Genomic DNA, 14,569 nt, shown 5'->3' on the forward strand with positions numbered 1-14,569 from the left:
AATGAAGTATTTAAAAATGTTAGCGACACTCTTAGGAGTTATGCAAGTCGCTCAAAAAGAAAACGCAGTTGATATTAGTAGTGATCAACAAACAAGACTTAACACTCTCTTAGGAGAAGAACACGCATCGCTATTAATTGAACAGGCGAATAAAGAGTTATCTGATGTCGCTACTGCTAAGCAGGAATTAGACACAGTTAAAAAAACGCTTCAAAAAACGACTCAAGAGGTTGAAAATAAAGAAGCCAACTTAACTGCACTTTCAGAAAAAGTGGAGACACTTATTTCTGAAAACAAGGATTTGAAAGAAAAAGTAGAAAAACTAAGCGGGGAACCTGAAACCAACATCCCTGAAATGGCTAAAAAAGTATTAGAGACAGGTATGGCAGAAAAAGTATTTGCACAAGGGGGACAAATATTCGGATTAGAAGGTAAATTCTGGGATGCTTCATCACCGTGGAATGCTAAGTTATTATCAGGTGCTAAAGGTTCTACAACGGATTTCAGAAGCTCCGTAGCGATTCAACGCATGAATGATGAATTCTTAGACTATGTGAGAACCTATCCAGAGAAGATAGAATCATTATTTAATTCTTACTTTAAATTGCCTGAACATTGGCCTAGAATCTATGGTGTGATGGACAGAATGATGTCTGCAACCATTTCTGTGGCTAATGTAACTCAACCGCGTAAAGCGAGATGGGCTCCGAAAGGAGATATTGTTTTCAAAGCTGAAGAAATGCAAGTGCGTCCTACGCAAATAGACTTGCAGTTCAACTATTGGGAAATGCAAAAAATTGAAACCAACTGGCTAAACGGATTTAATAAAGTTGGTAGTTATGCTTACAAGATGCCATTTATAGTTTTCTTATTGTCAGAATTTTTAAAGAAAGCCAGACAAGAAGATGCTGATGTATTAATACGAGGGGTTTGGGTGCCGACTCCAGAGGATAGAGAAAAAGACAAGCCTGGGCATTATCTACACAGAAATGATGGTTTATTAAAAATTATATTTGATGCCAGATTAGCAAACAAATACAGACCTTTCAATTTAGGCAAATGGACTTTTGCTAACTCGGTTGATTATGTAGATTCATTTATTAAGCAGCTTCCAGAAAACTTAAGAGCCACAGAGCAACTGCAAATGGTTATGTCGCCGTCTAAAATATTAGACTACAAGAGAAGAGCGGAGCAATTATTTGGTGGAAACAACGACTATAAAGGTTATCCAAAATCACCAAAAGATTATGACAATATCACTTTTGTCCCATTACAATGGTTAGAGGGGTCTGATGTTATTATCGTAACAACGATGGATAATATCAAAATTTTGGAATATAAACCAGAAGAAAAATCAATATTTACTATTGAAAAATTCCTTAGAGATGTTTATGCCTTTGCAGATTACAAAATAGGTATTGGTCTTAACCACATTGGTTTAGCGACTGTTCCAGGTGATAAATTAGCATTAGTTAAACAGGTGATTTGGACAAACAATACCCCTCTATTCCGAGCAGATTTCTTTGTAACTTCTTATGATAACAAAACAGGTATCTTAGAAGTGAGACACAACCGTGTGAAACCAGATATTGATTTTACAACTGATATTGTAGAAATTTCAGGCAATGTAGGAGATATATTAGTCATTAGAGGTGATATTTCTTTCGCTGGAGATGTTAAGGTTAAAAAAGGTGATAAATTAGACCTTACAAGAGATTTTAACCTTAAAACTGGTGGGGATTTAACCCTAATCAAAAAAGCTGATGGGACTTACAAAGAGGTTTCTAGGACAGAGTCTCCTGCTTTAGATTCTACTTATAAGGAGTTCGATACAACAACTTTAAACTACGAAGCAGACGAGTATGTATATACTGGTTCTGAAGATACACTTGCTAAAATTGAGGGTGGTACTGAAGGAAATCGATTGAGAATTCAAGCTGAAAATGGCTCTAAACTTACCATTTCTTCTATCGCAGGAAATATTAAGGTGGATTCTACCTATGCATTAGATAGTGCCGATAAGTTTATAGACCTAGTGTATGTAAATGATGTTTGGGTAGAAATTAATAGAGGGTAAAATAACACAATAGGCAGTAGCCCAATTACTGTCTATTTTTTTAAGTTTAAAATCAAGAAACAATGAGACAATTATTAAAAAAATCAAGTAATGCAGGACTACCAACCCCAAAGCGAGGAGAAGCAGTAGTCGCTTTAAATAAAGAAATTCTAAAACACCCCATTGTAGGTGCAGATCTAGTAACCTTAGAAGGGGCTTATGTATTTAAGCCTGGAGCCACTTTTATTAAGTTGTATATGACTCCATCTACTCAAGCTGCAACTTCTGAGGCAGGTGGAAATCCTGATGGAATGGGAAGTAAAAATAAATTTGTCGGAGAACACCCTGGCACAGAAAAAGAAGTAATGTCGTTCTTAAAGAAATATGCTAACGAAGGATTTATAATCTTCTACGGTGGTTGTGGAACTTCAGAATGGAAAGTAATGGGTTCGCAATGTCACCCAATGAAACTTTCCGCTTCTACTAAAGACGATAAGGATAGCAACATCACTACACTCACATTTGAACAGGAAATGCTAAATGATGATAGGGTAATGTTCTATAACGGTCCAATATCATTCACAGATCCTTATAATGCAACGGGTTCTACATTTGCTATCAACAAGGCAAATGGAAATATCATTCAATTAGCATCTGCTTCTACTACTGCTAATGTTACCATCTCTGCTTCAGATTTTGAACATAACGAAACCGTAACATTCCTAGGTGCCGGTGGCAGTGACCCTTATAAGATTAAAAACAGTCCAACTGGTGCGGTAGCAATATTAACTAAAGAGGCTACAGATTGGGTAGCACTCAAAGATGCTGCTATTGATTTCCGAGTGGTAAAGGCTGATAAAACTTACTTAGTAGAAGTGGCTAGAAGGTAGTTTTTTCATAACATTATTTTTAGTTTGGCACGGCAACTCATTTGGGTTGCCGTTTTTTGTATATAATTTCAAAAAATCCCAACATGAAAAATCAAGTCTTAACTATTTTAAAAACAGAGCATAATCCGCAAAAGAGATTTAACTCTCTTTTAGGTGCTTATATTAGCACAGAGGGAAACCCCAACCTTATAAGATCCTATAATGCCAGAGGCTATAACCCTACTCTATTAGAAACACTAGAGTACGATGTAAAACAGCATTTAGGTATTTCAAATACAGATATTGTTAATCATATTATACCAGAACTAGAGGTAGAACAAGTTTTAAAAACAGACTTAGAAATATCAGAACAAGTAAAAGCAAGTCCCGAAGCCAGAAGCGAGTTTGAGAATATCTTAAAAGATATGAACGAAGAAGAAAAGACGGGGCTTAGATTTTCTACAGAATATCCCTTTCTTAGAGAAAAAGATTGTCCTAATGAATTGAAAATTTTAGCTAATGATGCGATTACAGCATTTCATAATTTCAAAAGTAAACACACAGAGTTATTTGAAAAAGTAGCCAATGTTACTGAGCCTAAACTAGACGAAATCCAAATATTTAAAATCGCTAATGAATTGTTAGAAGATTTTGAAGTGAATAGAGAAATCCATGATGAACTTCAATACTATAAAGAACATCAAGATTTTCTAGCAGAACACCCAATTTTTGAAGATTACAAATTAGAAAAAGAGGTGAAGGCTATGTCAGCTGAAGAGTTAGCAAAGACTAAAAATAATCTAAAATCCAATATTTCTAAAAAGAAAAAAGCGATTAAAGAAGCCGATGATGAAGAGCGAAAATCTAAACTTTCTGAAGACTTATCAATACTAGAGAAAAAGCAAAAGTTAGTAGATGAAAGACTCAAAGAAAAATAAATTTTTCACGCTTTCCTCACTTCATAAAGAAAAGAGGGAAGCGTTTCCAGAAGTTACTTCGGTATATTTAAACAAACATATTGACCGCATTGAAAACCTAAATCAACTCGTTAGAATACCCCAAGAGGGAGAGGTGTTTTTTCTACAAACAGAAAAGGCTTTCAATGCGTTTACCTTCATACCATTTATTGCAAAACTTCATTTTATTGAAGAATTATATGCCAGTACATATAGTATCAGCAGGCGTGTAGTAGAAGCATTGCAAGAACTACAGCAAAATGGGAGAATTGGAAAGGTAAGGTTACTTATTTCCGATTCTATGCCCAAAAGAAATCCATTAACAATTGATGTGTTAGAAGGTGTATGCAGACACAATGGAAACTTTAGTGTCAAATACTCCTGGAATCACTCTAAAATATGTCTTATAAAAACTGATGGGTTTCATTTGGTGTTAGAGGGTTCTGGAAATTGGAGTGAAAACGCACAGCTTGAGCAATATGTACTAACAAATTCTGAAGAAGTTTACGAATTCCGAAAAACTATATTTGAATGATTGAAATATTAAAAATGTTCGGACTGGTAGTCTTACAAAATGCCAGTTTCACACTTGTAAGTAGGGCGAGGAATAGCGATAGTATCACTTTTCATACAATAGCAAGTGTACTAAGTAACGGCATTTGGCTTTTGGTTATAAAAAATGTCGTTCAAAATTTTGATAGACCTATACTAATGCTCACTTATTTGTTAGGTTCTGTGGTAGGTAGTGTTTTGATGCACTATATCTCTATGAATTATTTTGAAAAGAAAAAGAAATGATACTATCAGATGATGAATACACGCAAATAGAAAACCTCGCAGGAGCGGGTTACGGACCTGAGAGAATTGCAATGTATCTGGATGTACCACGAAAGGACTTTATGAAAGAATGGAAAAATCCCAACTCTCAAGTCCGATATTATTACGATCGTGGGGTTTTGATTGTAGATGCTAACGCAGGAATGAAATTAGCAGAAAACGCCATGAGTGGTAATATAACAGCCCACCAGCAACTGGAAAAAGTAAGAAGAGGACAGCGTTTAGCAGAATTGAAAAAAAAGTATATCTATGGCGAAGAAGAAATTGACGGACTATAACCTAGACGATTTATATGATTGGATAGAAAACGGGCGTATGGACAATATGCCTGAAGGGTTTGTTCAATATGTCAATATGTTGGATAAAATTAGGGCTATGCGACTCCGCCACGATGTTTTTGGAACTAAAGAGGCTATCCTAAAACATCTTATTTCGTTTGAGCCAGATTTGAAAGGGAACAGACTTAAAGCCGTTCAACTTTACAATGAAAGTATAGAGTATTTCTACTCCGACAATGAAATTTCAAAGGCCGCATGGCGAAATGTTTATGCTGACGATTTAGACAATGCCTATAATTTAGCCATAGCACTAGCGGAAACAACCGCAGATATAGAGAAAGCATCTAAAATTAAAGAAAGAGCCTTTAAGTTTAGAGGGCTAGACAAAGAAGATCCTATCGAAACGCCAGAGGACGCACTCAGAAAGCCGTTTAAGGTTTATACTATGGATATGGACAAACACTTTGAATTACCAAACGAAGACCGTAAGGAAATTGAATTATGGATAGATGAAAATACAAAAGAACTGACTGAAAAAGCGAAAGAAAGGATAAAGCAGGAAGCATTAATTCTTCCTGTAAAAATATTCCAAGATGAAGAAGAAAATCCTCGTAAGAACTGATTTTAACGATGTAGAAGTGCGTTATGCTTCGTGGCTCAAAACATTAGTAGATGTGATGCAGCCACAAAATTTATTCCTCGTATTAGGGCGTGGTACGGGTAAAACTACGGACTATCAAGCTGAAAGGTTGATGGATGTTTGCTACGATATGCCAGGTTGCTATATTGGAATCGTTGGAGATACCTATACTAATTTGCTTAAAAATGTGGTGCCTTCAATAATAGAAGGCTGGAATCGTAAAGGTTGGGTAGAGGGTATTCATTATGTAGTAGACCAACCGCCTCCACAGCATTTTAAAAAGCCTTATAAAGCTCCACAAACTTATAAGCATACTATATCCACTTTTCTAGGAAATTTCTTTAACTATATTTCGATGGATACGCCCAGTTCTGGTGCGGGTAACTCCTACCAACATTTGGTAGGTGATGAAACGAAATATTTAGAAAAGCGGAGAATAGACCGCCTCTTCCCTGCCCTGCGTGGAGACTCCACAATATTTGGACACTCCGCTTATTATTTAGGATTAACATTTACTACGGATTATCCTAATATTATTATGCCTGGGGAGTATGATTGGATTCTGGATAGGGAAAAAGATATGGATAAACAGCAAATGAAATATTTGCTCCAAATTTCTTTAGAACTTAACGAAGCCAAAGCCGATGCTATCCACTACGCCAGAAAACGAAATAAAAGACTCCTCCAGAAAACTCAGCGGAAAATTGCTAAAATTTCTGAGCTTTGGGAACGGCTTAGGAAAAATTCTACATTTTTCTATATGGCGTCGAGTTTCGTTAATGTCGATATTTTAAGATTAGATTATTTTAAAACGGCTTTAGCAGCATTAGGAACAGTAGAATTTAATACCTCTGTGCTTTCGTTACCCCCGCAAGTAGAAGCAGGACAAAAATTCTATGTAGCGTTCGAGGACAAGCATATCTATGATGATGGTATAAACTTTAAATATTATCAGCAGTTTAACACTGGGGACGATGCAGAATTAACCTCATTAGGGTTACAATATATCAACCCTAACGCTAAATTAGAATTAGGTATAGACTTTGGCGACCAATGTTCTATGGTGGTAGCACAATCCAACAAACAGCTAATACGCGTATTAAAAAACTTTTGGACACTGGCTCCAGAGTCTTCGGAAGCGTTATGCTCTAAGTTTTTAGAGTTTTTTAAACATCATAAAACAAAAGAAATAGATTTGTATTATGATCGTTCAGGAAATCAATATCAGCAGTTAGGACGGGACTGGGCAACGGAAATCAAGAACTTTTTAGAAACAGACAAAGATGGAAACAAAACAGGCTGGAAAGTTAATTTAATGAGCCGAAATCAGGGAAATATTGAGCAACAAACAGAATTTATAATGGCTAAAGCAATTATGAATGGGACTTATCAAGGGTTGCCTGGTTTGGCTATCGACCGCTACCAATGTAGAGAATTAATTTCTTCAATGAATGTTGCCACTCAAATCGTAAAGCCAAACAAAAGAGGCGTTAATCAATTATTTAAAAATAAAACTTCGGAAAAACTCCCGCTAAAAAAACGCCCAATGTATTCTACCAATATGTCCGATGCTTTAAAATACCTTATTTGTCGCCGTCCATTCTTAGCAATTATAAAAAAACAACAGATGGAATGGAGCGACCCAGAAACTATGGGTTAATTTTTTAAAAAAAAGTTGTTAAAAAATTTGCTTATGATAGTATTTTTACTATCTTTGCATAGTCAAACAATATCAAAAACAACTAAAATGAAAAGGTTTAAAGTAAAAGAAATTCTAAAAATGCTAAAAGAAGACGGGTGGTATCTTAGCAAACACAACGGCACAAGTCACAGACAGTTCAAACACCCCACTAAAAAAGGAAAAGTCACTGTAAATGGAAAGCCAAGTGATACTTTAAGCCAAGAATTATTAAACAGTATTTTCAAACAAGCAGGGTGGCGATAAGCCCCCTGCACAAATAAAAACAATATGAAACAATTAAAAGTAAACATCGGTTGGGAAGATAAAAATTATTCTGCGGTATGTGATGATAAAGATATTAATGGTATTGTAGTCTGTACTCATAAAGATTTAGACACTCTAAAAAGAAGTTTTGCTGAATCCTTAAAATTCCATATTGAGGGCTGTATAGAAGATGGAGACCAGTTACCAGAATATCTTACGAAAGGAAATTATGAGTTAGTTTTTGACCTTGAAGTTTCTGCCTTATTACATAAGTTAGACGGGTTAATTACACGCTCTGCATTATCTAGAGTAACTGGAATTAATGAAAGACAATTAGGGCATTATATGACTGGTTATAGAAAGCCACGCCCCGATAAAAGAGAGCAAATACTCAATGGTATTCGGACTATTGGAAAAGAATTAGTAAGTGTATAGATATTGTTTGACAGCGTTTCTTTTACACTTTAAGCCTCCCCGATTTTCGGTGGGGCTTTTTTATTTCCCTAAATGCAACGCTTTGAAATGTTTTTATTATTTTTGTGGAAAAACAATTCTATGAAAAAAATTCTATCATTTTTATTACTAGTTCCTATCTATATATTGAGTCAGAATCAAGAAAAGTTAGATTCTTTACTTTATTACATAGATAATGAAGATAAAATATATACAAAAGTAAGTGAATATTGTACTATTGATAGTTATAGCAAATATCCACAGCCTCCAGAAGATGCCATGCTATTTATTAGTGGTTATTCCTCATGCGATAAATATGGTAGTGGTACATCATATTTTCTTAAAGTTATGTATGGAAGTTATGAATATTATTATCCCGTGAACTTTAATAATAAAGTTTATAGGTTAAATGGAGAAAAAACTTTTGTAGACTATATGGATTGGTATGATGAACTTTCTGAAGATGATAAAGAATTGATAAAACAGGAAGCTAAGAATTTATCCGAAGTATTAGTCTTAAAAGAAAAAAAACGACTATTTGAAAAATTAAACAGATATGAAAATTTAGGAATTGCCATACTTGAAGCAGTTCCTACAGATAATTACTCTATGACTGGAGCAAAATTTAGAATTATTAATTTTTCAAACAAAACAATAAAATATATCACTTTTAATTTTTATGGTATAAATTCAGTAGATGACAAGGTTCTATATCGAAGAGGAACATATAATGCTAGTCGGAAAGGTATTGGACCAGTTGAAAAATATGATATTTCAGAATGGAGTTTTGATGATGTATGGCTAACAGATATAGTTCAAACATTAGAATTAACATCAGTGAATATTCAATATACCAATGGTACTTCTAAAACTATAAAAATAACGAAAAATCATTGGCTTAATGAGGATATAATTGACAGGTACTCGGAGCTATCAAAAGAATTAGATCTAAAATAAAAACTATAATTCAAGCCCTATCAGGGGCTTTTTTAGTACCCAATATTTTTATAATAAGCATCCTCACATTGGCTTAATACAAGCTCTAAATCTTGTATTTCCTTATATTGTTGATATACTACAACCCCTAGAACAACTATTATTAGTAGCAAAACGATATAGATAACTTTCTGTTTCATAGCCTTTTTTTCTTCAAATATAATAATTTTATAGAAATTAAATTTATCCAATAAATAAGTGATATATTTAATTTTTTTTATATATTTGCAACGCTACAATATCGTAAGTAATCTTACATTTTAACGGATTTTAATCATCATAGATTAACCCCTATTGGAGAGACCGAAAGGTCTGTATCGTTCTTACGATGTTGTAGCAACTCCTTTGGGGGTTTTTATTTATTAAACATTTTACATTAACTTTTAAATAGTATTGTCATGCTACAAACAATCAATTTAGAAGGTAATCCAGACTTGGATATCTTCCGTTTTGCCAACGCACAGGCTGCAAAGGGTTTCACGACCAAACTACCAAAATTAGAAACGCCTTGCGAGTTCTATCGCAAAAACAAATTCCGCAGATTTAATTACAAATCACTAGGTAACGGGCTTTATCGCCTCTCGGTGCTTGACCAGCAGGGGCATACCCACTCCGCAGTTTCCAGAAACTTCCAACTTGCATATATCAAGTTACAGCGTCAATTTTATGGGCATTATTAACTAAAAAACATGTAAAAATGGAAGAAAAATTAACTCCGTTACAGTTAGTTGCTCAGCAGGAACTGGAGCAATTACGCGCACTATTCTCACAACAAGAGATAGAAGACTGTTTGTTTGAGGTATTCCGAGATGCCTACCTCTATGACTCTGATGTACCATACATTGAGAGAGAAAAAAGGGCGATGCTCCATGCCGCCCTTAGAAAAATTATCAGAACTCAAAGCAAAAACTCTAACTTAAAACCCTAACATTATGTATTACAGAAATATCATAGATATAGAACACAATGGAGATATTATAGAAGCAGGAAGTCTATTCACTAAAAGTGGTAAAATCCTGACTTTAGTGGATGAAGACCGCACAGCAATTCTTCATTTTAATTCAGAAGACTTCGTAGTAGAAGACAACCCCGATATTATTTCAGAATATAAAATTGTAACGCCTTATTTTAACTCCATTTTAATGCTTAAAGAAGCCCTGCAAGAAACACAAAGTGTCGGAAGCTGGAGTATTTCGTATGACGAAGTGGAGTATGCTTTTATTTTCAAATCTACTCTTACAGAAAGGCAAGTAAAAGTTATTATTTGCAATATCCCCTATATTAGATGTTGAAACTTTAAAAACACTTTAAAATGGCTTTAAAATATCTAAAAACAAGTTTGGCTATTGAAAGATGCTATATGAAAATAACCTCTGAAAATCAATTATATTATAAAGGGGTTGCCGTAGTGTTTAATGGTAACGAAACAAAACTAAAAACTATAATTGCAGAACATTGGCACGATATAGGAGCTTATCAGTACATAACCGAAGAAATTTCTAAAAAAGAATATGACGAAGCCTATAATATGGCTATGGAAATGCTGGAACAATTGTAAATTAGTTTGGCACGGCAACTCAAATGAGTTGCCGTTTTTTGCATTATGGAACAACTGGCTAACAAAGAAATTAATATCTATGATGCACTTAGAGCGATGCGAAAATTAAGTTCGCAAAACATTCCTTTTCGCATTGGATTTATTTCATGTGATAGAAGTAAGCAAAAAAGCAGTGGATATATAGAGTTAGACAGAGTTTTGCTTTCGGCTGGACTTCCAAAAAAGAAAAGTCGCTATGCCAATAATCTTATTGCCTATGAAGATACTGAAACAGGCGATAAAAAACATTTTTGGCTTCCATTACTGATGAAGTTTAACGGAATAAAAATCACGCATGATAGAGTTTATAGATGATCATAATGCGATAAGTACAGATGAACAATGTTCGTTTACTTATGAAGTAATAGATAAAAAGAGAGAAAACCATACGCCATGGTCACCTCTTGATGTTTTTGAGAGTCGCCCAATCGTATCAAGGTATGATGATTGGAATGTATTTCCGTATGGAGAAAACAATCAATTACCGCTTATCATTAGGAATATTGTTTATTCCAATTCTATTGCTCCAGGAATACTTAATAAAAAAACGCAACTGAACTGGGGACAAGGTCCTAAACTCTATGAAGAAAAGTTTGTAGATGGGACTTTAGTCAGAGAGTATCAAGATGACGCTGAAGTACAGAAGTGGCTAGACACTTGGGACTATGAAGGCTATTTAGCCAAATGCGTTACAGACTATTCCCATATAGAAAGCTGTTATACAAAAGTTATTTTAACAAAAGGTTGGCGAATAGGGACTAATCAGAAAGTCGCAAAGTTAGAGCATATAGTACCCTATAAGCCACTGGTGGTAGGTAAAAAGTTTACGCCTACACATATTATTCTACACAATCAAGACGAGCCAAACGAATACAATGTATATCCGATGTTTGATGAACAAAATCCGTTCAAATCGGGTATATCCATTAAGTATTCCAATCTATATACCTTTTGTTCGGACTTTTTTAGTATTCCGCATATATTAGGATCTATTCCTTGGATTATCCAGTCGAGTAATGTTCCTAAATTTTTGGCAGCACTAAGTAAGAATGCAATAAATATAAAATATCATATCACTTCACCTAAAGAATTTTGGGATGCTAAACGCGAAGAACTAAAAGAAAAATGCACTTTGGAAGGCAGAGATTATAAAGAATCTATGCTGAAAGCCCTACGAAGAAAAATATTAAGGGAAATTAAGGAAGTGCTATCTGGAATTGAAAATGCGGGGAAATTTTGGCATAGTGAACGAGTGCTGTATGTGGACGGAGCCAACTTATCAGAATTAGGTTGGGAAATCAATGTAATAGACCAGAAGATGCGGGATGTAGTCCAGAGCCACATTGATATTGCCAACAAAGCCGATGCCTCCGTAGCGACGGGAATAGGGATACATTCTGCACTCGGGAATCTATCGCACGGGGGAAAATCCGATAGCGGTTCCGAACAATATTATGCCTTTAATAATTACTTGCTTTCAGGAATAGATTTGCCAGAAATGGTGGTAATGAAAGTGATAAATGCCGCTCTTAAAATCAATTTTCCACACAAAAGGCTAAAAATGGGCTTTTATCACGAAAGCTCTAAAAGACAAGAAGATATTTCTAAAAAAGACCGTAATAAAATTATCAACTATGAACAATGAAATGCCACCTAAAGGCTGTCGATTGATAGCCGTTTTATTAGTAATATTCGCTGTTTTCTGTGCAGGATTAGGTTTTTATACACTATTAAGAATCATTTATGGACTTATTATTCGATAAAAATAACTTTTCCGCTGAGTTTAAGGAGTTACTGGGCTTTGTAGATGCGGATATTCGTTTTGCAAGGCTAAAATCCGCGTTGCAGTCGGCAACAGATGAAATTGTAGATTTAATTAGTGAAACTACATATCAACAATTGCTTTCTCTCAGTCCTGATGCAGAAATGCTTGAGTTGGTTAAATATGCTATTGCCTTAAAGGCTTACATTATTTACGCTCCAACTGCCGACCTATCCGTAACGAATAATGGCCGCCTAATGCGTAGAGATGACCATACGGTCTCTGCTTTTGAATGGCAAATTGAAGCCAATCAAGAGGCACTAGAAAACTTATACTATCGTCATTTAGATAGATTGTTAAAGTATATGCAGAAAAACAATATCACTATCAATTTAAAAAAGTATGATAGTATAGGATTGTTTATTCCAGATTTAAAAACTTTTGAAAAAGTGTATAATATTGGGGGGTCTCATCTACTCTATTTTAAATTATTGCCAGGACTTAGAGAGTTTGAAAAAATAGATTTGTTGAGTAGAATTGGCAAAAATTATTTTGATGACAGAACACTAATCACAACAGAACTTAGAGACCTAATAGAATTAGCAGCCGTTAATTATGCAATGGCTTGGGGTATTCGTAGGCTTAATATTCAACTATTTCCAAAAGGTGTTTTACAGTATTCCAAAACAGGGAGTGCTAATAAAAAGCAAGGGAGTAAATTAGAATACTTAGAAACAGCAATGGTTTTTGATAAAGATACCCTAAAATATCTTCAAAAGATAGAAGACTATATGAGTAAAAATAAACCTAAAAATATCTTCGTTGAGCCAATCAAGCCCATAGAATGGGATTTGGGTTTTAGCGGAGATGATGCCTTTGTGGATTTATGATTATAATTGATTTTCCAAAAGTAAATAAAACGCTATTCTTGCCAGAGAATTTAGCAGAATGCGACAAACGCCAATATGCAGATATGGCAAAATTGCTCTATATGTATAATGCTGGCGAAATTAACTATTTAGACTTTCGTGTCTTAGCGTTATATGCCTTATTAAACTTAAAGTCACCAAAATTTATTCCTAAAGAAATTTCCGAAGAGGATACAAAATGGCAACAGATTTTTATGTTATCAGAGCATATAGACCATTTTTTTGATAGAACAGAAACACCTGAAGGAACACAATTAGAAATAAAATTAGATTTTTATAATAATCACTTACCTTATCTCAAATTATTCACTACCTTTTTTGGACCTAAAGACGGCTTTGAAGATGTAGAATTTGGTCAATATGTGGACGGGCTAGAAGAATATATCTATTTCTCTCAAACTGGAGATATAGAAGCCCTACGGACTTTATTTGGTATTTTTTATTTAGGCAGGAATGAGCGTTATGAGTTAAAAAATGCCAAGAAAAAAGCAAAAGGTATATTCAAGCATGTGGATATTCGTCATTTATATGGATTTTATCTATGGTTTACCTCGATGCAGCAGTATATTTTAGGTGGAGAATTGATGGTAATGGGACAAAATATAAACCTTAGTATCATCTACCAAGAAACAGGGGCTGAGCAAAAATCCAATATTCCAGGAATAGGAATGCACAGCATCGTACACGATATAGCAGAAAGCGGAATATTTGGCTCTTATAACAAAGTAAGAGAAACAAATATGTGGACGATATTGCTAAGACTATACGAAATGAAAAAACGAAGATTAGACGAAATTCAAAACGAAAAAAATGAGTCCAAAACTATTTAATGAGTTACTTCAGGAAATAAAATCCGAAATAGAGGGTATTAACAAGGCATGGATAGTAGTCGATGATAGCCAACTGGGCAACACTTTAGAAAGAAGAGAAAAAAGTGATAACGCCTATTTGGTGGGCGTACTACCAAGTTATGGCACAGATGCTATCAATGCAGATGCTATAAAAGACACTATGGTGTCTCAAATTATGGTACTGGAAAAAACCGACTATTCCGAACTTTCAGAAGAAGAGTTTATAGAAGTTTTTGAAAGAACCTATCAACTGATGCGAAAAGTCAGAAATATTTTAATTAGGAAAATTTCAGACCCTTGCTATATGCCAATGGCAAATATAGATCTTAATGCTCTGGACTTTGACCCCGTGTGGAAAAAATCCCAGTGTAATGGCTGGAGCCTTGATATACAATTATAG

General features: G+C 34.6%; 20 protein-coding genes. All 20 read left to right on the forward strand.

Going from position 1 to position 14,569, the window contains the following annotated elements; genetic code table 11:
* Position 1: 1 nt before the first annotated feature.
* The 20 genes from C237_RS0108695 to C237_RS0108795 all read left to right on the forward strand — a co-directional run bounded on the left by C237_RS0108695 (position 2) and on the right by C237_RS0108795 (position 14,569).
* Entirely contained in the window at positions 2-2,077 is a 2,076-nt protein-coding gene (locus C237_RS0108695) for a coiled-coil domain-containing protein (RefSeq protein ID WP_018676110.1), read from the forward strand.
* Between the two features lie 62 nt (positions 2,078-2,139).
* Positions 2,140-2,946, forward strand: coding sequence for a hypothetical protein (locus tag C237_RS0108700; protein ID WP_018676111.1), 807 nt, complete (start codon positions 2,140-2,142; stop codon positions 2,944-2,946).
* A gap of 83 nt (positions 2,947-3,029) precedes the next feature.
* On the forward strand, positions 3,030-3,863 hold the full coding sequence (locus C237_RS0108705) for a hypothetical protein (protein ID WP_018676112.1): 834 nt from the start codon (positions 3,030-3,032) through the stop codon (positions 3,861-3,863).
* Positions 3,841-4,416, forward strand: a complete 576-nt coding sequence (locus C237_RS0108710) for a phospholipase D-like domain-containing protein (protein ID WP_018676113.1) — start codon at positions 3,841-3,843, stop codon at positions 4,414-4,416. The genes C237_RS0108705 and C237_RS0108710 overlap by 23 nt, the downstream gene beginning before the upstream one ends.
* Positions 4,413-4,679, forward strand: coding sequence for a DUF1145 domain-containing protein (locus C237_RS0108715; RefSeq protein WP_018676114.1), 267 nt, complete (start codon positions 4,413-4,415; stop codon positions 4,677-4,679). The genes C237_RS0108710 and C237_RS0108715 overlap by 4 nt, the downstream gene beginning before the upstream one ends.
* Positions 4,676-4,996 (forward strand): hypothetical protein, encoded by a 321-nt coding sequence (locus tag C237_RS0108720; RefSeq protein ID WP_018676115.1) that lies wholly within the window; start codon positions 4,676-4,678, stop codon positions 4,994-4,996. Before C237_RS0108715 ends, C237_RS0108720 begins: the two co-directional genes overlap by 4 nt.
* On the forward strand, positions 4,968-5,618 hold the full coding sequence (locus C237_RS0108725; protein WP_018676116.1) for a hypothetical protein: 651 nt from the start codon (positions 4,968-4,970) through the stop codon (positions 5,616-5,618). Before C237_RS0108720 ends, C237_RS0108725 begins: the two co-directional genes overlap by 29 nt.
* Positions 5,590-7,296 carry a hypothetical protein gene (locus C237_RS0108730; protein WP_018676117.1) on the forward strand — a complete coding sequence of 569 codons (1,707 nt, stop codon included), beginning with the start codon at positions 5,590-5,592 and terminating at the stop codon, positions 7,294-7,296. The genes C237_RS0108725 and C237_RS0108730 overlap by 29 nt, the downstream gene beginning before the upstream one ends.
* An 87-nt stretch (positions 7,297-7,383) precedes the next feature.
* Entirely contained in the window at positions 7,384-7,581 is a 198-nt protein-coding gene (locus tag C237_RS0108735; protein ID WP_018676118.1) for a type II toxin-antitoxin system HicA family toxin, read from the forward strand.
* 24 nt (positions 7,582-7,605) lie between these two features.
* Positions 7,606-8,016 (forward strand): hypothetical protein, encoded by a 411-nt coding sequence (locus tag C237_RS0108740; RefSeq protein WP_018676119.1) that lies wholly within the window; start codon positions 7,606-7,608, stop codon positions 8,014-8,016.
* Positions 8,017-8,136: 120 nt separating this feature from the next.
* The gene (locus C237_RS0108745) at positions 8,137-8,991 is read left to right on the forward strand and encodes a hypothetical protein (RefSeq protein WP_156809740.1); all 855 of its coding nucleotides are present in this window, start codon (positions 8,137-8,139) and stop codon (positions 8,989-8,991) included.
* 437 nt (positions 8,992-9,428) lie between these two features.
* The gene (locus tag C237_RS0108755; protein WP_018676122.1) at positions 9,429-9,710 is read left to right on the forward strand and encodes a hypothetical protein; all 282 of its coding nucleotides are present in this window, start codon (positions 9,429-9,431) and stop codon (positions 9,708-9,710) included.
* A 17-nt stretch (positions 9,711-9,727) separates the two neighbouring features.
* A complete protein-coding gene (locus C237_RS0108760; protein ID WP_018676123.1) occupies positions 9,728-9,958 on the forward strand; it encodes a hypothetical protein in 231 nt (76 codons plus the stop codon).
* A gap of 4 nt (positions 9,959-9,962) precedes the next feature.
* Positions 9,963-10,322: a hypothetical protein gene (locus tag C237_RS0108765; protein ID WP_018676124.1), complete on the forward strand. Its 360-nt coding sequence runs from the start codon at positions 9,963-9,965 to the stop codon at positions 10,320-10,322.
* Between the two features lie 20 nt (positions 10,323-10,342).
* Positions 10,343-10,588, forward strand: a complete 246-nt coding sequence (locus tag C237_RS0108770; protein ID WP_018676125.1) for a hypothetical protein — start codon at positions 10,343-10,345, stop codon at positions 10,586-10,588.
* A 45-nt stretch (positions 10,589-10,633) separates the two neighbouring features.
* Entirely contained in the window at positions 10,634-10,942 is a 309-nt protein-coding gene (locus C237_RS0108775; protein ID WP_018676126.1) for a hypothetical protein, read from the forward strand.
* Positions 10,923-12,272: a hypothetical protein gene (locus C237_RS0108780; protein WP_018676127.1), complete on the forward strand. Its 1,350-nt coding sequence runs from the start codon at positions 10,923-10,925 to the stop codon at positions 12,270-12,272. The genes C237_RS0108775 and C237_RS0108780 overlap by 20 nt, the downstream gene beginning before the upstream one ends.
* A 98-nt stretch (positions 12,273-12,370) precedes the next feature.
* Complete coding sequence (locus C237_RS0108785; RefSeq protein WP_018676128.1) at positions 12,371-13,279, forward strand: DUF6712 family protein; 909 nt, start codon at positions 12,371-12,373, stop codon at positions 13,277-13,279.
* Entirely contained in the window at positions 13,276-14,148 is an 873-nt protein-coding gene (locus C237_RS0108790; RefSeq protein ID WP_018676129.1) for a hypothetical protein, read from the forward strand. Before C237_RS0108785 ends, C237_RS0108790 begins: the two co-directional genes overlap by 4 nt.
* On the forward strand, positions 14,129-14,569 hold the full coding sequence (locus C237_RS0108795; RefSeq protein WP_018676130.1) for a hypothetical protein: 441 nt from the start codon (positions 14,129-14,131) through the stop codon (positions 14,567-14,569). Before C237_RS0108790 ends, C237_RS0108795 begins: the two co-directional genes overlap by 20 nt.

This window comes from Riemerella columbina DSM 16469 (genome assembly GCF_000374405.1).
GTDB lineage: Bacteria > Bacteroidota > Bacteroidia > Flavobacteriales > Weeksellaceae > Riemerella > Riemerella columbina.

Coding starts and splice junctions, on each gene's coding strand:
- C237_RS0108745 (WP_156809740.1), top strand. CDS start 8,137: ATGAAAAAAATTCTATCATTTTTATTACTAGTTCCTATCTATATATTG.
- C237_RS0108715 (WP_018676114.1), top strand. CDS start 4,413: ATGATTGAAATATTAAAAATGTTCGGACTGGTAGTCTTACAAAATGCC.
- C237_RS0108780 (WP_018676127.1), top strand. CDS start 10,923: ATGATAGAGTTTATAGATGATCATAATGCGATAAGTACAGATGAACAA.
- C237_RS0108725 (WP_018676116.1), top strand. CDS start 4,968: ATGGCGAAGAAGAAATTGACGGACTATAACCTAGACGATTTATATGAT.
- C237_RS0108795 (WP_018676130.1), top strand. CDS start 14,129: ATGAGTCCAAAACTATTTAATGAGTTACTTCAGGAAATAAAATCCGAA.
- C237_RS0108765 (WP_018676124.1), top strand. CDS start 9,963: ATGTATTACAGAAATATCATAGATATAGAACACAATGGAGATATTATA.
- C237_RS0108700 (WP_018676111.1), top strand. CDS start 2,140: ATGAGACAATTATTAAAAAAATCAAGTAATGCAGGACTACCAACCCCA.
- C237_RS0108755 (WP_018676122.1), top strand. CDS start 9,429: ATGCTACAAACAATCAATTTAGAAGGTAATCCAGACTTGGATATCTTC.
- C237_RS0108720 (WP_018676115.1), top strand. CDS start 4,676: ATGATACTATCAGATGATGAATACACGCAAATAGAAAACCTCGCAGGA.
- C237_RS0108740 (WP_018676119.1), top strand. CDS start 7,606: ATGAAACAATTAAAAGTAAACATCGGTTGGGAAGATAAAAATTATTCT.
- C237_RS0108760 (WP_018676123.1), top strand. CDS start 9,728: ATGGAAGAAAAATTAACTCCGTTACAGTTAGTTGCTCAGCAGGAACTG.
- C237_RS0108710 (WP_018676113.1), top strand. CDS start 3,841: ATGAAAGACTCAAAGAAAAATAAATTTTTCACGCTTTCCTCACTTCAT.
- C237_RS0108730 (WP_018676117.1), top strand. CDS start 5,590: ATGAAGAAGAAAATCCTCGTAAGAACTGATTTTAACGATGTAGAAGTG.
- C237_RS0108735 (WP_018676118.1), top strand. CDS start 7,384: ATGAAAAGGTTTAAAGTAAAAGAAATTCTAAAAATGCTAAAAGAAGAC.
- C237_RS0108705 (WP_018676112.1), top strand. CDS start 3,030: ATGAAAAATCAAGTCTTAACTATTTTAAAAACAGAGCATAATCCGCAA.
- C237_RS0108775 (WP_018676126.1), top strand. CDS start 10,634: ATGGAACAACTGGCTAACAAAGAAATTAATATCTATGATGCACTTAGA.
- C237_RS0108785 (WP_018676128.1), top strand. CDS start 12,371: ATGGACTTATTATTCGATAAAAATAACTTTTCCGCTGAGTTTAAGGAG.
- C237_RS0108770 (WP_018676125.1), top strand. CDS start 10,343: ATGGCTTTAAAATATCTAAAAACAAGTTTGGCTATTGAAAGATGCTAT.
- C237_RS0108695 (WP_018676110.1), top strand. CDS start 2: ATGAAGTATTTAAAAATGTTAGCGACACTCTTAGGAGTTATGCAAGTC.
- C237_RS0108790 (WP_018676129.1), top strand. CDS start 13,276: ATGATTATAATTGATTTTCCAAAAGTAAATAAAACGCTATTCTTGCCA.